This is a genomic window from uncultured Anaerofustis sp., from assembly GCF_938029165.1.
Classification (GTDB): Bacteria; Bacillota; Clostridia; order Eubacteriales; family Anaerofustaceae; genus Anaerofustis.
Map to the genome: position 1 here is coordinate 103,691 of NZ_CALHFB010000039.1, position 22,540 is coordinate 126,230.

General features: G+C 29.4%; 25 protein-coding genes. 11 read left to right on the forward strand and 14 right to left on the reverse strand.

Annotated elements, in window-relative coordinates; genetic code table 11:
• The first annotated feature begins 21 nt into the window (after positions 1-21).
• From Q0516_RS05190 to lepB, 3 genes are all read left to right on the forward strand, one after another.
• Complete coding sequence (locus Q0516_RS05190; RefSeq protein WP_294463878.1) at positions 22-696, forward strand: tRNA threonylcarbamoyladenosine dehydratase; 675 nt, start codon at positions 22-24, stop codon at positions 694-696.
• Positions 697-707: 11 nt separating this feature from the next.
• The gene (locus tag Q0516_RS05195; RefSeq protein WP_294463880.1) at positions 708-1,379 is read left to right on the forward strand and encodes a uracil-DNA glycosylase; all 672 of its coding nucleotides are present in this window, start codon (positions 708-710) and stop codon (positions 1,377-1,379) included.
• Between the two features lie 70 nt (positions 1,380-1,449).
• Positions 1,450-1,968: a signal peptidase I gene (gene lepB, locus Q0516_RS05200; protein ID WP_294463883.1), complete on the forward strand. Its 519-nt coding sequence runs from the start codon at positions 1,450-1,452 to the stop codon at positions 1,966-1,968.
• Between the two features lie 122 nt (positions 1,969-2,090).
• On the opposite strand, the gene Q0516_RS05205 is transcribed toward lepB, so the two are convergent.
• A complete protein-coding gene (locus Q0516_RS05205) occupies positions 2,091-2,873 on the reverse strand; it encodes an MBL fold metallo-hydrolase (RefSeq protein WP_257480507.1) in 783 nt (260 codons plus the stop codon).
• A 165-nt stretch (positions 2,874-3,038) separates the two neighbouring features.
• On the opposite strand from Q0516_RS05205, the gene Q0516_RS05210 reads away from it, so the two are divergent.
• From Q0516_RS05210 to Q0516_RS05235, 6 genes are all read left to right on the forward strand, one after another.
• On the forward strand, positions 3,039-3,536 hold the full coding sequence (locus Q0516_RS05210) for a hypothetical protein (RefSeq protein WP_294463885.1): 498 nt from the start codon (positions 3,039-3,041) through the stop codon (positions 3,534-3,536).
• Between the two features lie 15 nt (positions 3,537-3,551).
• Entirely contained in the window at positions 3,552-4,250 is a 699-nt protein-coding gene (locus Q0516_RS05215; RefSeq protein ID WP_257480505.1) for a response regulator transcription factor, read from the forward strand.
• Positions 4,234-5,673 (forward strand): HAMP domain-containing sensor histidine kinase, encoded by a 1,440-nt coding sequence (locus Q0516_RS05220; RefSeq protein ID WP_294463889.1) that lies wholly within the window; start codon positions 4,234-4,236, stop codon positions 5,671-5,673. The genes Q0516_RS05215 and Q0516_RS05220 overlap by 17 nt, the downstream gene beginning before the upstream one ends.
• Positions 5,674-5,691: 18 nt before the next feature.
• On the forward strand, positions 5,692-6,612 hold the full coding sequence (locus tag Q0516_RS05225; protein WP_294463891.1) for a serine acetyltransferase: 921 nt from the start codon (positions 5,692-5,694) through the stop codon (positions 6,610-6,612).
• 334 nt (positions 6,613-6,946) lie between these two features.
• Complete coding sequence (locus Q0516_RS05230; RefSeq protein ID WP_007049671.1) at positions 6,947-7,132, forward strand: DUF378 domain-containing protein; 186 nt, start codon at positions 6,947-6,949, stop codon at positions 7,130-7,132.
• Positions 7,133-7,316: 184 nt separating this feature from the next.
• Positions 7,317-7,664, forward strand: coding sequence for a DUF134 domain-containing protein (locus Q0516_RS05235; RefSeq protein WP_294463895.1), 348 nt, complete (start codon positions 7,317-7,319; stop codon positions 7,662-7,664).
• A 25-nt stretch (positions 7,665-7,689) separates the two neighbouring features.
• On the opposite strand, the gene Q0516_RS05240 is transcribed toward Q0516_RS05235, so the two are convergent.
• The 8 genes from Q0516_RS05240 to Q0516_RS05275 form a co-directional block, all read right to left on the reverse strand.
• On the reverse strand, positions 7,690-8,028 hold the full coding sequence (locus tag Q0516_RS05240) for a histidine triad nucleotide-binding protein (protein ID WP_294463898.1): 339 nt from the start codon (positions 8,026-8,028) through the stop codon (positions 7,690-7,692).
• Positions 8,029-8,043: 15 nt separating this feature from the next.
• Entirely contained in the window at positions 8,044-8,739 is a 696-nt protein-coding gene (locus Q0516_RS05245; protein WP_294463899.1) for an SDR family oxidoreductase, read from the reverse strand.
• Between the two features lie 8 nt (positions 8,740-8,747).
• Positions 8,748-9,440, reverse strand: coding sequence for an IspD/TarI family cytidylyltransferase (locus Q0516_RS05250; protein ID WP_294463902.1), 693 nt, complete (start codon positions 9,438-9,440; stop codon positions 8,748-8,750).
• A gap of 22 nt (positions 9,441-9,462) precedes the next feature.
• Positions 9,463-10,617: a CDP-glycerol glycerophosphotransferase family protein gene (locus tag Q0516_RS05255; RefSeq protein WP_294463906.1), complete on the reverse strand. Its 1,155-nt coding sequence runs from the start codon at positions 10,615-10,617 to the stop codon at positions 9,463-9,465.
• On the reverse strand, positions 10,617-11,996 hold the full coding sequence (locus Q0516_RS05260) for an ABC transporter ATP-binding protein (RefSeq protein WP_294463907.1): 1,380 nt from the start codon (positions 11,994-11,996) through the stop codon (positions 10,617-10,619). Before Q0516_RS05260 ends, Q0516_RS05255 begins: the two co-directional genes overlap by 1 nt.
• 10 nt (positions 11,997-12,006) lie before the next feature.
• Entirely contained in the window at positions 12,007-12,831 is an 825-nt protein-coding gene (locus Q0516_RS05265; protein WP_294463910.1) for an ABC transporter permease, read from the reverse strand.
• A 180-nt stretch (positions 12,832-13,011) separates the two neighbouring features.
• Complete coding sequence (locus tag Q0516_RS05270; RefSeq protein ID WP_294463912.1) at positions 13,012-13,554, reverse strand: NADH peroxidase; 543 nt, start codon at positions 13,552-13,554, stop codon at positions 13,012-13,014.
• Positions 13,555-13,637: 83 nt separating this feature from the next.
• Positions 13,638-14,045 carry a transcriptional repressor gene (locus Q0516_RS05275; protein WP_257480495.1) on the reverse strand — a complete coding sequence of 136 codons (408 nt, stop codon included), beginning with the start codon at positions 14,043-14,045 and terminating at the stop codon, positions 13,638-13,640.
• A gap of 259 nt (positions 14,046-14,304) precedes the next feature.
• Here Q0516_RS05275 and Q0516_RS05280 point away from each other — a divergent pair, with 259 nt between their 5' ends.
• Positions 14,305-17,067, forward strand: a complete 2,763-nt coding sequence (locus Q0516_RS05280; protein ID WP_294463916.1) for a S8 family serine peptidase — start codon at positions 14,305-14,307, stop codon at positions 17,065-17,067.
• Between the two features lie 26 nt (positions 17,068-17,093).
• Here the strand turns inward: Q0516_RS05280 and Q0516_RS05285 are convergent, their stop codons facing one another.
• From Q0516_RS05285 to Q0516_RS05300, 4 genes are all read right to left on the reverse strand, one after another.
• A complete protein-coding gene (locus tag Q0516_RS05285) occupies positions 17,094-17,546 on the reverse strand; it encodes a small multi-drug export protein (RefSeq protein ID WP_307983356.1) in 453 nt (150 codons plus the stop codon).
• A 142-nt stretch (positions 17,547-17,688) separates the two neighbouring features.
• The gene (locus Q0516_RS05290) at positions 17,689-18,459 is read right to left on the reverse strand and encodes a M23 family metallopeptidase (RefSeq protein WP_294463917.1); all 771 of its coding nucleotides are present in this window, start codon (positions 18,457-18,459) and stop codon (positions 17,689-17,691) included.
• 231 nt (positions 18,460-18,690) lie between these two features.
• The gene (locus Q0516_RS05295; RefSeq protein ID WP_294463919.1) at positions 18,691-18,951 is read right to left on the reverse strand and encodes a DUF3795 domain-containing protein; all 261 of its coding nucleotides are present in this window, start codon (positions 18,949-18,951) and stop codon (positions 18,691-18,693) included.
• A 117-nt stretch (positions 18,952-19,068) separates the two neighbouring features.
• Entirely contained in the window at positions 19,069-20,295 is a 1,227-nt protein-coding gene (locus Q0516_RS05300; protein ID WP_294463921.1) for a M14 family zinc carboxypeptidase, read from the reverse strand.
• Between the two features lie 226 nt (positions 20,296-20,521).
• Between Q0516_RS05300 and prfA the strand changes: the two genes are divergently transcribed.
• Positions 20,522-21,589, forward strand: coding sequence for a peptide chain release factor 1 (prfA, locus tag Q0516_RS05305; RefSeq protein ID WP_294463923.1), 1,068 nt, complete (start codon positions 20,522-20,524; stop codon positions 21,587-21,589).
• Between the two features lie 371 nt (positions 21,590-21,960).
• On the opposite strand, the gene Q0516_RS05310 is transcribed toward prfA, so the two are convergent.
• On the reverse strand, positions 21,961-22,533 hold the full coding sequence (locus Q0516_RS05310; RefSeq protein WP_294463925.1) for a hypothetical protein: 573 nt from the start codon (positions 22,531-22,533) through the stop codon (positions 21,961-21,963).
• Positions 22,534-22,540 lie beyond the last annotated feature (7 nt).

A 22,540-nucleotide genomic window follows, 5' to 3' on the forward strand; every position in this document is an offset into this window, starting at 1 on the left:
TATTTTTATAAGGAGCATAATATGAGATTTTATAAGAACGAACTTCTTATAGGAAAAGACAATGTAGAAAGACTAAAAAACAAAAAAGTATTGATAATCGGCTGTGGCGGAGTCGGTGGATTTGCAGCCGAAGCAATAGCAAGAAGCGGAATCTTCAATATTACGATAACAGATAATGATATTATAGATATCACCAATTTAAACAGACAAATAATCTCTTTATCGTCAAATATAGGTAAATATAAAGTCGATGTATTATATGATAGGATAAAAGATATAAATCCAAGCTGCAACGTAATAAAAATAAAAGAATTCATTAATAGTGAAAATTTAAAAGATATAATAACAAAAGATTTTGATTATGTAATAGATGCAATAGACTCAATGACCAGTAAAATTGATTTAATAGAGTATTGTTATAACAATGACATTAAAATAATATCTTCCATGGGTATGGGAAACAAATTATCTCCCGAAAACATAATAATAGATGATATATATAAAACCAAGTACTGCCCTATGGCAAAAATAATCAGAAAAGAACTAAGAAAGAGGGATATCAAACATTTAACGGTCTGCTATTCTAAGAATGAAGTAAACAAACGATATAAAGAGCCTTCCAGCATGATATTTGCACCAAGTGTTTGCGGTATTAATATGGCTTATAAAGTAATAAACGATTTAATAGAAATTTAAGGAGAAAGATTATGGCAATTGAATTTAAAAATGATTGGCAGAAAATTTTAAAAGATGAATTTCAAAAAGATTATTATAAGGAACTGAGAAAAAAACTGGTCTACGAATATAAACATTATAAAATATATCCGGATATGTATGATCTATTTAATGCACTTCATTATACTTCTTATGAAGATACTAAAATATGTATTATAGGTCAGGATCCATACCACGGTGAGGGACAAGCTCACGGGCTTTCATTTTCCGTAAGAGAGGGTGTTCAGCCTCCACCTTCCCTACTTAATATATATAAAGAAATGGAAGATGATTTGGGAATAAAACCGCCTAAGACCGGATGTCTCATTCCCTGGGCAAAACAAGGTGTACTATTATTAAATGCTGTGCTTACAGTAAGAGCAAACAGTGCGGCGAGCCACAGAAGTCTCGGATGGGAAGAATTTACAGACAGGATAATAGAACTTTTAAACGAGAGAGAGAAACCACTGGTATTCATACTTTGGGGAAATTTTGCTATTTCAAAAAAAGAGCTTATAACTAATCCAAACCATCTGATTTTAACAAGCCCTCATCCAAGTCCACTATCCGCTAACAGAGGATTTTTCGGAAGTAAACCTTTCTCAAAAGCAAATGCTTTTTTAGAACAAACAGGACAAACACCAATTGATTTTTCTTTAGAATAATCAAAAAAACACTTTACAATTTATAAATATGGCAGTATATTATATAAAGACTTATTTTTAGGAGATAAATATGAAAAGCGGCATAAAAGAAGTATTAAGTTGGATAATAACTATTGCCATAGCTGTAATATTGGCATTACTCATAAGAACATATATATGTGAACCTGTAATGGTAAAACAGACCAGTATGTACCCTACCCTAAACGATTCGGATAAAGTACTTGCAAGCAAAATATCTTATCTGACTGGGGAACCTAAATTTCAGGATATAGCAGTCGTTAAAATCGATGAAAACAATGACTACGTAAAAAGAGTCATAGGACTACCGGGAGATACTGTTGAAATCAGAAACTCAAAGGTATACGTGAACGGAGAACAAATAGATGAACCATATATAAGTGACGATTTGGTATATGAAGATTATCCCTTGACTAAAGTACCGGAAGGGAAATATTTTGTAATGGGAGATAACAGACCTAATTCCGAAGACAGCAGGTCTGACAGAATAGGCTTAATATCAAGAGATCAATTCAAAGCCAAAATAGTTTACAGGCTTCTACCATTCAGTAAATTCGGTAAAGTAAATTAAAAGACCATTAAATATGGTCTTTTTTATTATTTATATTATGTAGTTGTAATTTTAATAGATATATCCAATTAGAAATTTATACTCTTTATAATAAAAAAAGAAGCATAAGCTTCTTTTCAAATTTATTTAATTGTCATCTCTTCCCCCGGTTTTGTAAAGAAGTCCGTAGGAGGGAGTTCTCTCTCATATTTTTTAAACACTCTAAAAGTATTATATAGCCAGTTTCCCTTATCCATCTCCTTATTAGGTAGGTGTACAACGATAACTCTTCTTGGGTTTAATCTATTTATAAGTTCTCTTCCTGCTTTAAGACCTATATAAGGAAAAGGTGCGAATAAAACATCTATTTCTTTTTCAAACATACCCGCTTCTTCAAAGTTCTCGATAACAGGTGCACTGTCACCCAGATGCATGAAAGTCTTTCCGCCAAACTCAAAATAATAAGCAAAGTTGTCTACATCTTCATAATTTTTTCCGTCATGCTGCATTGATATAGCTTCAAAAGGGATATCTTTTAATCTTATAACTATAGACTTAGAATAAGGAATATCAAGCTCATGAACCTGAGAAACTATGATTGGGTCAAAGTTTGGTGCCTCTTTTAACATATCCCTTATTGTATATGTACAAATTAACTGAGTAAGTCTGTTATTTTTAAGTATCTCACAAACCGCAGAAGCATCAAAATGTTCACTATGATGATGAGTAAATATCATTACATCGATTTTATCATAAGGTTCCCTACCCTCTATCATACATTTCAAAGCTTTCTCATCGGTATTATAATAAGGAGGGACGAGCTTAGTATGCACTGCATCTATCAATACTTTTCTTCCCTTATTTTCAAGTAAAACGCCTGCATTGGCTATATATTCTAAGGTTACATTCTTTTTATTAAATGCCATAAAAAATACCTCTTTTTTCTTTATTGTATCGTTTTAATTATACAATTTTTTATACTTTTAAACAAGTTAATATAATTTGTTTTTAATATTTTATAAATAATTCTTTAATATAATTAGTTTATTATGTTAATATTAAATTGTATCTTAGAAAACAAGAGGAATATTATGAAATTAGATCAGGATAAAATTGAAATGCTTAGGGAAGAAACGGGCAGAGATTACGGATTTTGTCAGAAAGTACTATTAAAATGCAGGAATAATTACGATAAAGCACTTATATACATCGATAATTACGATGACAGATATTTTATAAGACTTTATAAACACGTTGTTTCAATAACTTTTGGAGAAAAAAGCTATCGTTTCAAAATAAACAGTATGGATGAAAATATTATTGACATACCATTATTGATACCTGTAGCTATTTGTATAATACTCCCAGTCCCTTCTGTTTTTATCGGACTTCTTATGATACTCATTATGATAACAAATTCATCCATAACACTGGATGTTATAAACAGCGAAGATGTTCCGATACCTCTTAAGAGAAAAGAAAGACTTAAGAAAAAGACAAATAAAAATAACAAAAAAAACACCACTATTGTAAATCACGCAAAAATCATTAAAGATAGTGAAGGCTACAGTATAATAGACATTAAATAAATATAGGAGAATGATATGAAAGAAATACTATTGGTAGAAGATGAACTCAAAATAGCAAGATTTTTACAGCTTGAATTAACTCATGAAGGATATAATCTAACTGTTGCTACCGAAGGCAGAGATGGTTTACTCAAGGCAATGGATGAAAAATATGATCTTATAATACTTGATTTAATGCTCCCTAATTTAAGCGGTATCGAGATATGCAGAAGGCTTAGAGCAAATAAGATTACCACTCCGATTATTATGCTGACAGCAAAATCAGATGTTTCCGATAAAGTTATGGGTCTTGATATAGGTGCAGACGACTATATGACAAAACCATTTGCCATTGAAGAGCTTTTAGCAAGAATAAGAAAGATTTTATCAAGACAGGCAGTAATCAGCGAAACAAAGGAAAGAGAAGCCGTTATAAAGGCAGGTAAAATTACTCTCGATAAAAATACTTACACAGCTCACTTTGAGGATGAAGAAATTTCACTTACGAAAAAAGAATTTGAGCTTTTAGAGTACTTGATGATAAATAAAAATATAGTACTTACAAGAGAACAAATAGTCAGCAATGTTTGGGGATACGACTATGAATCAGAAACAAACGTAACTGATGTATATATAAGATATTTAAGAAGTAAAATAGATCAAAAATATGATACACATTATATTAGAACCGTTAGAGGAATAGGCTATCAGTTTAAAGATGACGAAGAAGAATAAAAAAACTAAAGACAATAAAATACAAACTGCAAAAAAGGTAAAGAAAGCAAAGAGCATAAAACAAAAGACAGCTCTTTGGTATACTTACCTTTATCTTTTAATTGCGATAATTTCAGTTATAATATTAAGTATCACCCTACTTAGAAGCACATATAAAGAAGTATACAAAGAAAATAGCAAGATAGATAAAAGTATCACAAGTACTCTTAAAAACGGAAATTTTAACGATACAGAGTATATAAAAAACAACTTATCTAAAATAGAGAAAAAACATTCAGATTCCGTTATAGCCTTAATCAACTCAAACGGGAATTACTACTTACTCGATAAAAATGAAAAAATTGATAATTATATAAAAGGTTTGAAAAATAACTTTTGGTTTGAGTTAATACCAAGGGCGTCACTTCTTGATAAAGGCTATTTGGTCAGCAGCAGAGATATTGAAGCAAATAACGAAGTTTATAAACTTTTGATTTTTTATCCTGCCATGCCTTTTATAAACAAACTTGGAGCAGTACTTCCGCCGGTAAGTATCGTTCTATTTTTAGGAGCATTTATGATGCTTATACTGGGAAGAATGAAACTCGGTAAGATACTCTCACCTATAAATGAAATGAATAGGACTACAAGAAAAATAACTACTGAAAATTTAGACTTAAGGTTAGACGTTACAGGCGCGGAATATGAACTTCAGGAACTTGCAAAAACTACAAATGAAATGATTGACTCTTTTCAGGAGGCATATGAAAAACAGGAAAGGTTCGTATCTGACGTTTCCCATGAATTAAGAACACCTATATCTGTTATTTCAGGTTATGGAAATATGCTGAAACGCTGGGGAAAAGAAGATGAAGAAATACTTAACGAAAGCGTTGATTCTATTATATTCGAAGCGGAGAATATGAAAAACCTCGTAAACAGGTTACTGTTCCTTGCTAAATATGATAAGAAGAATTTAAACTATAAATTTGAGAAAACCAATTTAAGCGAAACAATAGGTATTGTAATAAAAGATTTAAGCGTTACTCATCCGGATATAACAATTCTGCACACTATAGATGATAATGTATATATTATGGCAGACGAATTCAGAATCATAGAAGTTGTAAGGATATTTGTAGACAATGCAATAAAATATTCAAATAAAGATGATATTACATTAAAAATAATTTTACAAAAACAGGAAAATAATGCTATACTAACTATTAAAGATAATGGAATGGGTATAAAAGACGAAGACTTAAGAAATGTTTTTGATAGATTTTACCGAACGGATAAATCAAGAAATAAAGAAACCGGCGGTATGGGTCTTGGTCTAAGCATTGCAAAAGCTATCGTTCTCGACCATAAGGGCAGGATCAGAGTTAAGACAAAAGAAAATGAAGGCAGTGAATTTTCCATTATTTTACCTTTATTAAAATAACGAAAGGGAGATACATACATGGGAAATATGAAAAACTGGCTTGAAACCAGAAGTAAAGAAATATCAAGTCAAGTTGTGAATATCAATCAAAAAGAACTTACAGATGAAGGAATAAGCGGATTTGGAACTAAATTAAGAGTAACGGATATAATCAAAAATTTAGAAGCTGGACTATTTCCGACTATATATGAAAAAGATTTAGATAATAAAGAATTTATAAATATTTATGTGAGAAAAAGACTTAATATGGCAGCTATGGAACTCAATGGCATAATAAGAGAAGTATTTATAAATATGTGTGATAAACTGGAAAAAGATAAAAACTGTGATAAATGCACTAAAAAAGCAGACGAAGCTACTATTAAGTTCATGGAAAGTATACCTAAAGTAAGAGAAATACTTTCTACCGATATCGTTGCAGCATACAACGGAGACCCTGCTGCAATGAGTATCGAAGAAATTCTCCTTAGTTATCCATACTTGGAAGCAATAACAATTCAAAGACTTGCACACGAATTATTCTTGCTGGAAGTCCCTTTAATTCCCAGGATCATGACTGAATATGCACATGCAAGAACAGGTATTGATATACATCCGGGAGCTAAAATAGGAAAATACTTCTTTATAGACCATGCTACAGGTGTTGTTATAGGTGAAACATGTGTAATAGGAGATAATGTAAAATTATATCAGGGAGTGACACTTGGAGCCAAGAGCTTCGAACTCGATGACGACGGTAATCCTGTAAAAGGAGTGAAAAGACATCCTAACATAGAGGATAACGTAATAATATATGCCGGAGCTACGATTCTCGGAGGAAATACAACTGTGGGTGAAGGCTCTATCATCGGCGGTAATGTATGGCTTACAACAAGCGTTCCTAAAAATTCAAGAGTTTATAATAATACCCCGGATAATTTAATTGAAGTTGCAAAATAAAAAACTGATAATCATATCAGTTTTTTATTTTTATAGTAATTAATAATTCATTTCAATAAATCAACTCTTAAGGCTTATAGTATAAAAATGTATATCCCGATATTTTCACTATACAAACATATGTCAACAACATACTTTCAACAAAATATTTCATTTAATCAATATAACTTATCCAATAATAATTATCTTAAACATAAATCACCTTTTTAAAATTAAATAAATTAAAATTATAATTTAACTAAGTGCTTATAAATTAAAGAAAATATGCATAATGTTTATTTTTTTATTTTTTGGTAAAAATATAATATAAATAAATTTAAAGGAGTGAAAAATTTTGAATAAATTTGTTTTATTATTAGTAATAATCGGCGCTATCAACTGGGGATTAATCGGATTTTTCCAATTTGACTTAGTTGCAGCAATTTTTGGAGGTCAAACTTCAATTATCAGCAGAATTGTTTATGCAGTTGTAGGTCTAGCAGGGCTTTATTCAATTAGTTTATTCAATAAGGTTGATTAACTACTATAAAGTTGTAAGATATAATATTTATATGGAATCATAATTATAAAGCCGGTTACTAAATAAATCGGCTTTATTTTTATTTATATATTCCATACTAAATAATTCATTACTTATCCCTTATTGACAAACTAGTCAATCATGATTATTATTTATAATATAATGTTTTAAGGACGGTTTAAAAATGCCAAGACCAAGAAAATGTAAAAATGTTTGTAAATTACCTGATATTAAATATTTTGAAGGCAGAAATAAAAATGAAAACTTAAAGCCAATCATAATGGATGTTGAAGAATATGAAGTAATAAGACTAATGGATAAAGAAAATCTAACACAAGAAGAATGTGCAGTTCAAATGAATGTATCAAGACCAACGATACAGCTTTTATACACAAGTGCCAGAAGAAAAGTAGCAGAATTTTTAACTACGGGAACAAGTTTAAAAATCGAAGGCGGAACCTATGAAGTTTGTGATAATCAATCCTCGGGATGCAACTGTACTCACTGCAAATGCAATAATTATGATAAATAAAAAAGAGCATATGATATGCTCTTTTTTATGCTTCCCAAGATAATTTTTTACCTGCTAATAAATGAAAATGTAAATGATGAACACTTTGTCCACCATCATCTCCGCAGTTGTTTATTATCCTAAACCCTTTTTCATCATATCCTTCGTCTTTAGCAAGCTTAACACAAATACTAAAAACATAACTAACGATATCATCGTTCTTTTCAACATCTAATATTGATGAATAATGCTTTTTAGGAACTATAAGTACATGATACGGAGCAATAGGTTCAATATCTTTAAAAGCATATACTCTCTCGTCCTCATACACCTTTGTAGAAGGGATTTCTCCATTTATAATCTTACAAAATAAACAATCACTCATTATTATATCTCCTATTTATTTCTGCCTAACAACAATATCCTGCCCGTCTAAACAATTTTCTCCACTGCTAAGTAAATTCGCGATTACATCTGCCACATCCTCAGGCTGCATTATAGTTGTAGGATCTTCTTCAGGTGCCAAAATCCTTCTAAGCTCTGTAGCACATCTTCCCGGTGATATACAATATACCTTTATCTTGTATCCCCTAAGTTCATCCGCCAATGTCTTTGATAATGATATAACTCCGGCTTTTGCCGCTGCATATGCAACCCAACCGGGTCTTGATGTAGAACCTGCTGTTGATGCAATATTTAATATCTTTGCATCTCTTCCCTTCATATATCTTACACATGACCTTATCATTACAAGCATAGATACAGTGTTTATTGTAAATGTTCTTTCAAAGTTTTCATTTGTTGTATCTAATAAAGCAGTTGGATTTACAAAACCCGCTCCGTTTATAAGTAAATCTATTGCACCGAATTCTTTATAAATATTATCTACTACATCTTCTATACCATCTAAATCCATCATATCGTGCGGTACTACAATTACATTGCACTTTGGATTCATCAGTTCTTTTGTCTTATTTAAGTTATCTGCATTTCTGGCTATTAATGCTATATTCTTAATTCCCTCTTCATAGCTCATCTTTACTGCGGTAGCTCTTCCAATTCCTTGGCTCGCACCGGTAATTATACAACTCTTCATCTTTACTATTATTCCTTTCCTACTATAAATTCTTTATAAATTTCTTCACATGTTACTAAATCTACCGGAGTAGTAATCTTAACATTATATAAAGAACCCTTTAATACTCTTACTTTCTTATCAGGATTATAATGATAGAATAATGAAGCATCTTCAGTAAAGGATAATCCTTCTTTTTCTGCATCTTCATGAGCTTTTAAAAGTAATTCCCCATTAAATTTCTGAGGCAATTGAACATTTATTAATTCATCTCTCTTTAAATTTTCTTTAATGTAACCATCTTCTTGCTTTAGCACCGTAAATGGAATATCAAGTCCGTAAATGGCATTTTCACTTTCATCATTTATTAAATCAAGATACTCTTTTTTACTTACAAAAGGTCTTACTGCTTCATGAACAATAATACTATCTACACCCTTTAGATTTTTACATCCAATATATGTAGACTCCTGTCTGCTTTTCCCGCCTTCAACACATAATATATTTTTTTGTATGTTATGATTGAATATCAATTTCTGCATTTCTTCTATATGTTCTTTTGGAGAACATATTACAACTTTTTCAATTTCTTCAATCTGTTCAATTTTTTCAAGTACATGAAGAATAATAGGTTTTCCTCCAAGTAATAAAAATTGCTTTGGTACCGGTCTATTCATTCTTTTACCAATACCTCCTGCCAAAATAACCATTCCTGTTGACATTAAAAACCCCTCCTTAAAATCCTTATTTTTTCATATTAGGTTTAATCAACTTATTTACAAATCTCTCACTAGCTTTACCGTCAGCAACTTCAAAAGTTTGATTTTTAAAATCTTTTATTTTATCCATATCAAAATTATGATTTCTTATATCTTCAGCCATAGAAAGCGTATCAGTATACACTTTACCCGGTAAATCGTGATGAAAATCAATATAAAATCCTCTTTCATCTATATAATCAAAATAATCACTTGCATAAAATAACATTGGTCTTTCAAGAAGTGAATATTCAAATATTGCAGATGAGTAATCAGTAATCATTATATCACTAATGATCATAAGCTCATTTATATCAGGATAATCTGTTACATCAAACAAAAAATCTTTTAAATTATCTTTTATCTCATATTTATTAGTTACCCAAGGATGTAACTTAAGTAAAATTATGAACTCTTCACTTATATATTCTTTTAAAATACTAAAGTCTAAATCATCTTTATAATGAGCTTCATATCTTATATTACCTCTAAATGTAGGTGCGAACAATATAATCTTTTTATTTTTAGGTAATTTATATAACCCACCTATTTTTAAAGGTAAAGAATTTTTTAATTCCGCATTAAAAAACACATCTGTTCTCGGAATACCGATATCGGTAATAAATCTATCTATGCTTGTCCTAAAAGCCTCTGCATAAAATTTTGCATTGTATTTACTACCCATTAAACAATAAGTATAATTTGAATGAATATTTATGGTTTTTGTTGTCTTTTCATCAACACCGAAAGATTTATCTATAACGCTATATCCGATCTTCTTAAACCCGCCGCTTGCATGCCAAACCTGTATCGCTATAGTGTCATCCCTAAGCTTTGTAACATATAACGGAAAATAATAATCATCTATTATGATAAATCTTGCTGTTGCCAAATGATATTCTGTTATAATCAGTTTGAATATCTTTTTTATTTTAGATAAAATATTTTTATTTGGTTTATTAAATCTTAAAACAATATCTATATCAATATTCTGTCTTTTTATTTCATTATATATATACAATAAATTCCTATCAAGCTTGCTTAAACTATTAGAAGCAAAAACAATTTTATTTTTAACCGGAAATATAGAGCATATCAGATATGGTATTTTTAAAATCCACTTTGCAATGATTTTTTTCATTACTTATCCTCTTTTTTTATATCAATAATAGGTTGTTCAGATTCTCTTTCTCTCAAAGTTTTTTGATCTATTTCAATATCATATGGAATTGAACAAATACCTCCACCTAAATATTGCTTACTCGAAATAATAAACGTTCTTTCTTTAGCAAATTTAAAGTGCATGCCCGCTTCAACGTTCCATATTTCACCCGCAACTTTATAAGTTCCCGGAAGCAATCTCAAATCTTTAAGATTGAATCTCACTACATGCTTTCCGATACTATTATCAATTTCATTTTTAGGATTTTGTTTATTTGTTGAAAATATCTCAACATTAGCAGAATCACTTATTCCAAAACAAGATATTAATTGGTTGTTTATTGTTTTTTTTACTTCATATTCTATTTCTAAGGTAATAGGTTCATTATAAGCAAATTTTCTTCTTTTTTTGGTATTCTTATTTGGATTCATGAACTGAAAATTTTTGATTTCCAAAATATCAGATTTACTTAAAATTTCTTCCTCATCTTTTTTCTCTTGTATCGTATTTATCTTTTTTAATCGCCTAACTTCTTTTAGATAATCCTCATAAATTTTTACTACAGTAGCAGTATCTCCTTTTACAATAAGCTCACCATCTTTTATCCACATAGCTTTAGTGCAAAAACCTTTAACTGTAAATAAGTTATGACTAACAAAAAGTATAGTCTTTCCTTCTTTTCTAAACTCTTCCATTTTAGAAAGACATTTTAATTTGAAAGTATCGTCACCTACAGCAAGTACTTCGTCAACTATTAAAATATCTGGATCAACATTTGCATTGATTGCAAAACCAAGCCTTGATTTCATTCCTGAAGAATATGTTCTTACTGGCTGATATAAATAATCTCCAATATCAGCAAATGCAGCAATATCATCAAGCTTTGCTTGCATTTCAGATTCAGGAATCCCAAGTGTTGTCGCTTTTAAAAATATATTTTCATAACCTGTAAGTTCTTTATCAAATCCAGACGTAAGTTCCAACATAGCAGCTATTCTTCCGTGAACATCAATTCTACCTTTTGTAGGCTTTGCAACCCCGGTCACCATTTTAAGCAAGGTAGACTTTCCAGAACCATTTGTTCCTAAAATACCTATTGCTTCACCTTTAGGGATTGTAATACTTAAATCTTTCAACGCATAGAATTTTTTATAATTAACTTTTTTAAAAACATTTAATATCCTATACCAAGATTTTTTATATATCTTATACATCTTGCTAACATTATCCACATTAACAGCTATATTTTCTTTAGGAATATTATCACTCCACGAATTTTCATTTACAAGTTCTTTAGAAGATTCAATAAATTCCTGCATATCAATATCTACATGTTTTGTATTTCTAAATTTACCCATTTAAAGCCTCCTATAAAACATCCGAAAATTCATTATGGAGCTTATTGTATAAATAAGCCGTAATTAAAGTAAATATAATAGTAAAAACTATTATATATAAGGTGTGATATGGCCTCTCAAAAAACCATATCTTAAAAATAAAAGTATCTCTATATCCTTGAATAAAATAATAAAAAGGATTTAATTTAAGTATTCTCATAAGTAAAGAACCTTCTCCTATTTTATCAGGAGACCAAATAACTGGAGAAAGCCAGAAAAAAATCATACTCGTAGATTTTATAAACTGCTCAAAATCTCTGCTGATAACAGATAAAGTAGATAAAAATGTTGTTAATACACAACAAAAAAAGAACATAAAAGAGCCATAAAAAAGTAATTGTAAATAGTATATATCAGGTAAATAACCAAAAATACTAAGTGTTACCATTACTAATGCTAACAACATTAAATGAGTATAAAAGAAAGATATTACATTATATACAGGTATAGTTTCAACTGGAAATACTACTTTAGTAACTAGATGAGAGTCTCTCCTAATTGCACCACATCCGCCAGCTCCTAATAGGTCACTTATAAAAAACCATGCGATTATACCTGACATTAGCCAAAATATATAAGGAACATCTCCTTGAATGGGTTTTCCTCCTCTAATACCTATTTCAATACCAAACCAATATACAAAAATAAATAAAATTGGCTTAACTAAAGACCAAAACACACCTAAAGCTGATCCTGAATATCTCTTTTTAGTCGTCATTGTTGCCATTTTTATTGTTTGTTTTCTATATTTAATATTTATTTTAACTATATCAATAAAACTCTTTATTGCATTCATATGAATTTCCTTTCATATAATTTTTATATTATACATAAATTTACTTTTTTCTAAATTATGTATCAGCTAATAATACTATAATTATATTAAAAAGTCAAATTTTGAACTTTCAAAAAACAAAAAAAAAGCCTTTAAATAAAGGCTTTTTTAGTTTTAACTATATTTCGTTTTTTATGTATTTTAGCCAAAATATCTTTGAAGTAATCCTTCAAAAGCTTTACCATGTCTAGCTTCATCTCTAGCCATTTCATGAACTGTATCATGGATTGCGTCTAAGTTAGCTTCTTTAGCTCTCTTAGCAAGGTCAAATTTACCTGCAGTTGCACCGTTTTCAGCTTCTACTCTCATTTCAAGGTTTTTCTTTGTACTGTCTGTTACAACTTCACCAAGTAATTCAGCGAATTTTGCAGCATGTTCGGCTTCTTCATAAGCAGCTTTTTCCCAGTAAAGACCTATTTCAGGATAACCTTCTCTGTGAGCTACTCTTGCCATTGCAAGATACATACCAACTTCTGAGCATTCTCCTTCAAAGTTAGCTCTCAAATCTGCAATAATATCTTCACTAACACCTTTTGCAACACCTACAACGTGTTCTGCTGCCCAAGATCTGTCTCCGCCCATTTCTTGGAATTTTTCAGCAGGAACGTGACATTGTGGACATTCTGCCGGTGGATTTTCTCCTTCATGTACATAACCGCATACTGTGCATACCCATTTTTTCATAATAATTATCTCCTTTTCAATTTAAAATTTATTTATCTTTTTTTTATATTTTAATAGCAAATTGCTATCATTAACTGTTTTAATTACATTTCAGCTACTATTTTATGTTCGTCGCCAAAATTATTCTCTTTTTTTATTTCTTTTAATTTCTTTTCTAGAAATTTTGTATGCTCACTATCTTCATAATCCGTAATTTCATTTGTTTGACTATTATATATATGAACATGAAAATCAGTATTAGCATCAAATCTCATCATATTATTCTCATCATCCCTGACTTTTATAATGACGCCTTTTTCCAGAAAAGCCTCTATAATATTATATACTGTAGCAAGAGAGAATTTATTTCCTAGACTGTTTAGATGTTCTTTTATCATCTCGGCACTGGGATGTTCTTTACTGTTTAACATATACTCATAAACAGCAATCCTATTAGGTGTAGCTTTTAATCCATGAGATCTTATAATTTCTTTTACATCTAATTTTTCCATGACTTTCTCCTTTCTACGTTTTATAAATTAGAATGATTATAATTTAATTATATAAACTTTTCCAAATTTGTCAATAGTTTTTTACTAAATTTTTAAAATAATTTATAATCATTCTAATTTATTTAAAATCATTATATAACTCTTTTTATATAAATACAATAAGTTTATTTAAAATTTATCTATATTGATGATTTTATTTATTTAATTTCTATAAAATATGATAAAATATAAATAATAGAAATTTATAGGGGAATTATCAATGAAAAACAAAAAAATAATATACTCATTATTATCAATATTATTAATACTATTATTTACAAATACTGTTTATGCACAAAATAAAACAGAAGAAAAATATGATCCCAATAATGTATTGGTGGTTTTTAAAGATAATATTTCAAATTCTAAAAAATCTAGAATGTTATCTAAAGAGAATTTAAACATTGAAGAAACTGTTGATAAAAATGAAAACATAGAATTAGTTGAAGTACCCAAATACTCAACGGTCGAAGAAACACTAAAAACTCTTAATGAAAAAAGCGAAGTATTATATGCACAGCCTAACTTTAAATATAAGGCTTTATCCACTACAAACGATCCAAATGTAATAAATTCATCTTTAGAAAAATTTCAATGGCATTTAAAATATACAAATATAGCAGGAAATGATACGACAGCATGGAACTATTCGACAGGTAAAAATGTAAAAATAGCTATTTTAGATACAGGCGCTTATATTTCAAATCCTGATCTTAGTAATGTTGCAGGCACCTATAATGCAACAAATGGTTCAACAACTGTAACCGACAGTATTGGACACGGAACACACGTAGCAGGTATTGCAGCAGCAAAAGGAAATAATAAAACACTCGGTGCTGGAGTTGCTTATGATTCAAATCTATATATTGTAAAAGTTTTTAGAGGAAATGATGCCTATACATCTGATATTATTAACGGATATAAATGGGCTGTAAATAAAGGCTGCAGAGTTATTAATATGAGCCTTGGAGGATATGGCTATGACAATGACGCAACTTACGGAGACAGAGCATTAGAAAATATAATAAATACTAATTATAATAAATCAGCAAACAGTGTTCTCACTGTTTGTGCGGCAGGCAACGGAGACGGTAGAAATGGATATCCTGATTATTCCTACCCTTCTGATTATCCTAATAGCTACTCCGTTGTTGCTTTACAATATGATTCTAAAGGAAATCCAACAAGAGCAAAATATTCCGATTATAATAAATATAAGGATATAGCAGCTCCCGGCAGTAATATTTATTCATTAAGCAATAAATCAAAAACAGAATTAAGAACAGACTCAGGTACCAGTATGGCGGCACCTTTCGTTTCCGGAGTGGCAGGTCTTATTATGTCGGCAAATCCTACTTTATCGGCAAAAGAAGTGGTAGATATAATTAATTCTACAGCAAATGATTTAGGTGATAAAGGAAGAGATGATTATTACGGTTACGGAGAAATAAATCCGTTACAGGCATTACATAAATCTACTTTATTATCCCTAAATAAAAGAAGTGATTATGACCTTTCAACATCTCCTCTTTCAATATCAATGTACACGGGAGAAAACGTAAATGCTGAAATAACTATTACGGATAACAAAAACAAAGTAATAAAAACATTTAATTTAAATAATATTTCTACAAGAAATTCATCAATAAAATGGGATTATACCGACAATGAAGGTAATAGCGTAAATGCAGGAACATATAAAATAAACGCAGTATTTACCGAAAATAGTGATACAACAAAGTTATCTTATAATTTTACATTAAACAAAACTGCGGAAGTATTAAATCTGCAATCTTCTTATGCTCCGCTCCCAAATACAAAGTTATCTGCAACTATTAAGCTAAATATGGATTGTAATTTAACTGCAAAAATGTATGATGAAAATGGCAATGTAATAAAAACCATATATAATAATGCTAATGTTAACAAAGGAAATCATAATTTTTCTTGGAATTATATGGATGATGATAATAAATTGATACCATCCGGAACATATAAATCTAAAATATCTATTAAAAATGGTGATACTACAAAAGAATACACAAAAGATATAAAAATAACAATACCTGCAAAAGCTTCGATATCAAAAGTTTCGACCACATCATCAATAAAGAGAAATGATTTTAATAAAGCGAGTATCAAATATACTATCAATAATCAATGTGTAACCTCGATAAAAATTTATAATTCAAAAGGTACAATCGTTAAGAATATTTCGGGAAACCGAAAAGGAAATAATACAGAATACTGGAATTTAAAAGATACTAAAGGTAAATTAGTACCTGCGGGAACATATAAAGTGATTATTTCGGGATATAATATATCAGGAAAATTTGAAGTAGCAAAATATATTAAAGTAACCAATCCAAACAAAGTAAGTATTTCAAAATTTAAGAACAAATCGAAAGTAATAAGAGCAAGTGGATATTATACTTCTACGAAATTCTATTTAAATGAAGACGCAAGGATAAAAGTACTACTTACAACGACAAAAAATAAAAAATTAAAAACGTTGAAAAACGTTGTAATGAAAAAAGGTACCCATACTGTTAAATGGAATTTAAAAAGCACCAAAGGAAATGTTTATAAAGCGGGCAAATATAAAATTGCAGTTTATGCTACAAATAGCAGAAATACTTATAAAAAAACTGCTTATGTTACGTTAGTCAAAAAGAAACCAAGTATAAAAGTAAGTAAAGTTAAATCAAGCTACAAAATAAGGGGGAGTAAAAACAATCCTACGATAAAAGTAAAAACAAATACTATCGGAAAAATCACTGTAAGAGTATATAACTATAAAAATAAAGCTATAATAACTTTAGCTAAAAATAAAACCTATAAAACGGGTACATATAAATTTAAATGGAATGGTAAAACAAGTAAAAATAAAAAAGTTAAAAAAACAAAATATTATTTTAAAGCTTCCATAAAAAATGAAAATGGAAGTAAGACCATAAAAACAAAACAATTTAAATATAAATAAAAAAGACTCCAAAGAGTCTTTTTTATTTATATAACCGCCGTTACACCATAAGTTAATATCATTATAAGAATACCTGCAGTTAAAACCCCACAAACGATAGGAAGTATTGCATCTTTAAGCCTTATATCCAAAAATGCAGCAACCAATGCACCGGTCCATGCGCCTGTCCCCGGAAGAGGGATTGCCACAAATATAAACAAACCAAACTTTTGATATTTTCTAACTTTTTGTCCTTTTAAATGTGCTTTGTTTTCCAATTTATCTATCATACTACTAAGTTTAGGCATATATTTTCTAATAAGAACAAATATTCTTCTTATAAATAATATTATAAAAGGAACAGGAATTAAATTCCCGATAACTGAAGCAATATAAGCAGCAGGGAAGCTTAATCCACTGGCTATCCCAACGGGAAGCCCTCCCCTTAATTCGATTATTGGTACCATTGATATTAGTAAAGTATATAAAAAACTATTCAAAAAATTTTATCCCTCATATATAAATTGATTATTTTAATATTACAATATATGCCATATATAAGTCAAACTTTTTAATGAAAATATAATAAAAGCGGTTAATCCTAATGAATAACCGCTTCTTAATGCTTAATGATTATTTTCTTTATTTATATAATGTATTTGGATTTACATAGGATTTACCATTCTTGATTTCAAAATGCAAATGATAATCATCGGCTATTTCAAATGCAGCACTTTTCCCAACACTTCCAATAACATCACCTTTATTTACTCTGTTCCCTTTTTTAACATTCATCTTTTTATTTAAGTTAGAATAAATGCTATAAAAATCACCGCCATGATCAATCACAATGGTATATCCTAGTTTATCATCTAGGTAAACCCTCTTTACTTCACCGTCTAAAATACATTTAACATTTTCATTCTTATCCGCTTTTAAATCAATTCCTGTGTGAGTAGATGAATATTCATTCAATGTCTTTGAATAAACAGGAGTAGTATTATAACTATAATCCATTATTATTTCACCGCTTTTTACCGGTTTTGCGGGATTTGAAATATCAGGTTTAGAAGTAACATTTGATACCGCTTTAGATGAAGATGTTGATTTAGTTTTATTTTCATCATTGCTTTTCGTTATATCATCCTTACCTTCATTATTTTTTGTATCATTTTCACTCTTTGTATCATTATTATCTTCTGCAACCTTAGGCTTAACTTCTTCGCTCATTACCGATTTATCACTTATTCTATCCTTATTTACATCAGCTACATTTACATTACTTTTATTAAGTACACTTGCAAATAATACTCCAACAATTAAAAGTGTACTAAATGCAATACAAACCTTAGAAATAATCTGCTCTTTATTACCCATTTCTATCTTCTTTTTAATCTTTTTATTATTATCCACTTTATTACCCCCTATTTTGAGTTCTTGACCTTTATCTTTTCTTAGTATTTTCTATTATTACCGCTCTAAAATGTTTTAAACACATATAAATAAATTTTTATATATTTGATATAAATAATAAAAAGAATGCAAATACATTTTAATATTTACCTTAGATAATAAAAAAACGGTTGATTATTATCTAATCAGCCGCCTTTTTTTAAATATATTAAGTAATATAAATTTAATATATTATTCCGAACACCACTTTTTACACATCTCTATACGTTTCCCATTATCCCCTTGCTCCTTATCATATGCAAATTGATTCAATACTTCACATGGAAATTCACTGCATTCACCGCAGTGCATATAATCTTTTTTTTCACAACAGTCTTTTAAAGGACAAGAATCCCCCCAAAAAGGTATATCAATAAAAATGCATCCTCTACAATTTATTTCTTCCTTATAATTACACTGACTGCAATTAATACCACATCTTGACTCTATCATATTTTTCTCCTTTTTAATATAATTATATATAACAAAATATGACAACTGTATGTCAGTATTAATAATATTTCTTAATTAAGTTTATTTGTATTTATAATAAAATATAATTTAAAAAATTTAATCCATATTATTAAAAATATATCTGCATAACTCTATAGGAATAAACTTATTTTCTTCCCAAATATCATTAAATTGTTCTCTATCTAAAGGAGCATTTACAAAAGGACTTCCGATTTCTACAGTAAATGCAGGAATACTTAAATACATACTTACCCAATCTGAATATCCAAGTACTCCTGTTTTATATGCCACACTTCTATCCATTAATTCATATTGTGTTAAATCTTTTATTCGATCCCTAATCCTTATGCTTTTATTTAACAGTAAACCTTCCTGTCCGTAATCCCAGTAAAGTTCACTTCCCGTTGCATGGTAGCTTATACACATGTAAGGTCTGTTTTTCCTTGTCCAGTCTGCAATAGTCTTAGTTTCCAATTCACTTTCGGGATACTCTCCTCTATATCCCATAAATGATTTTTCATTAAAATCATAATTATCTTCCCATTTATAGCCAAAGTTCCTGTTCAAGTCAACACATCTCGCATTAGACTTCCATATTTCATGATTTATTTTATTTTCCATAATGACTTTTAAAATACTATTATATAAATTTTTATCGTTAATTATTTCTGCGCCATTAATTGAAATATCCACCCCATCGGGATTAGCCATAGGAACCAGACAAATTTTTATGTTATCTAATACGTCACAAACTCTAATTCCCATATATTTAGATGTATAATAATTTTTACACAAAAACTCAATTTGTCTCATTACAAGCATTGAAGTCATATATTCCCTTCCGTGCATGGAAGCTTGAATAAATAAAGTATACTTAGCATTTTTATTTCCAAGGGTCAATAAATAAATATTTCTATTATCATAACTTTTGCCTAAAATTTCATAGTTCAAAATATCTTTATATGTACTGCAAAGTTTATTTATATCATTATCAAGTATCTCATATGAATATTTATTATGGGATATATCTATAATGTTAAGATTTTTATCCTTTATATTTGTATTAATTTCTTTATCTAAAACATTTATCTTAATAATATAATCAAAAATCTTTTTATTTATAGTAAATAACTTTAAATATGTACTACCCTTTTTCAAAGCCCTAATCATATATTTATTATCTAAATTAATTATTTCAGGATCATCTATATCCCATTTTTTATTTTCTTCAAAATTGATTTTTAATTTTTTTAAAATATCACAACTATCCCCAACCTTTAATACAATTTTAAATTTTTTTATGTGCTTATCTAAATTATCCATAAATTATATCTCCGATTTAAAATAAAATTTTTATCTTTTAAATATATGATGATAAATCAATAGTGTATTACCTTTTATACCATTTAAAATAAAGATTTTATATTAAATAAAATTTCTTAATAACAATTAACATAAATATGGTTCAAATTACCTCTAAAAACAAAAAAATACTTTTAAATCCTTTATTTTTGGTGTATAATTCCATAAGAGAAAACGGAGGGGCAATATGTTAGATAAATTAAAATCTATTGAAAAAAGATTTAATGAAGTTAATGAAGATATCTCTAATCCGGATATTATAAATAATCAAGAATTATATACCGAACTTATAAAAGAACATTCTCATCTTGAACCAATCGTAATCGCATATAAAAAATATGCAGACGTAATGGAACAGCTTGAGTCAAATAAAGAAATGCTAAACGATAGCGATGACGATGACTTTAAGGAAATGATACTTGAAGATATTTCATCATTGAACGAACAAAAAGAAGAATTGGAACAGGAAATCAAAATACTTCTTATACCAAAAGACCCTAATGATGATAAAAACGTTATAGTTGAAATCCGTGCGGGAGTTGGCGGAGATGAAGCTGCTTTATTTGCGGGAGATTTACTTAGAATGTATACCCGATATGCAGAAAGAAACAGATGGAAAGTGGAAATGCTTTCTACAAACGAAATCGGTATTGGAGGATATAAAGAAGCAGTATTCTCGATACAGGGTAAAGGTGCTTATTCCAGACTTAAATACGAAAGCGGAACACATAGAGTTCAAAGAATTCCAGATACAGAATCAAGCGGAAGAATTCATACATCGGCAATTACGGTAGCTGTCCTCCCCGAAGCGGAAGATGTCGAAGTAAATATCGACCCTAACGATTTAAGGGTTGATGTTTATCGTTCAAGCGGTAACGGGGGGCAAAGTGTAAACACTACAGACTCTGCGGTTAGAATTACACATATACCTTCGGGATTGGTCGTTGCATGTCAGGACGAAAAATCACAGCTTAAAAATAAAGATAAAGCATTAAAAATATTAAAAGCCAGATTATTTGAAATCGAACAGAGAAAACAACAGGAAGCTATCGCCAGCAACAGGAAAAGTCAGATAGGAAGCGGTGATAGATCAGAAAGAATAAGAACTTATAATTTCCCGCAAGGAAGAGTTACAGACCATAGAGTAGGTCTTACACTATATAAATTAAATGACGTTCTTGACGGTGATATTGATGAATTTATTGATACATTAATCGTCCAAGACCAGTCTGAACAAATGGGGATTGATGAGTAAAGCCTAGGGCTCCGCCCTATAACCCGCCAATTTTTGCTTGTCCAAAAATTGGATTTAACGACCCCGCTAAGCGCGGTGCTTAAAACGCTTTTCGATTTTCAATAAAACGCTACCCGCGTTTTATGAAAGAAAAGCTACCCTACCCCATTCAAGCAAATAAATTAAAATAAAAAAGAGTAACTTTTTGTTACTCTTTTTTATTATCATTGTAAATATGAGGAAGGACAGCAACTGTTTCAAAAATTTCGGGCAGAAAATTTTAGAAAATCCAGTTGCGTAAAAAGGCATCACGCCGTTTGAGTGAAGCCCTTTCATCCAATGTTTGGGCGAGCAAATATTGGTGGGTTTTAGGGTGAAACCCTATATGTCGTCTATTGATACCCACTAATAAGCCCTCCCATTAATGCATCCATTAACTTCGTATCTACTTTTAAATCATAACTGTAATTTTCATTTTTAGTCAAATTTATATTTATACTTTTAGTTATCTTTTTCTTACTTTTACTTGCAGAAGAAATTTCTTTAGCTAAAATATCCAAACATTTTTTATTTAACTTTTTCTTATTGAGCTTTCCCGAATATAGATTTGATATCATGTAATCGTAAGATTTATCCTCATAATTATCAAAAACCTTTTTAAAACTAACGTTTGTAATGTCAGCTTTAACAACTGCACCTGTTTCATTTTCCGTAATAGAGATTATTTTGAAAGACAAGTTTTTAAATAAATTCTTATAAATCCCGTCAAGTGTCTTTTTATCTCCGGTACTGTTAAGAAGCAAATTTACGTATTTATTATTTGTATATCCTATTAAAACATCTTCATTTTTAGTCTTAACGGCATTTAAAAACTCAGATACCTTATCTTCAGGTTTTACAAAGCTGCAGCCAAATATACTTATACTCATCAAACCTATTAATAATATAGATAATAATTTTTTCATTATTTCT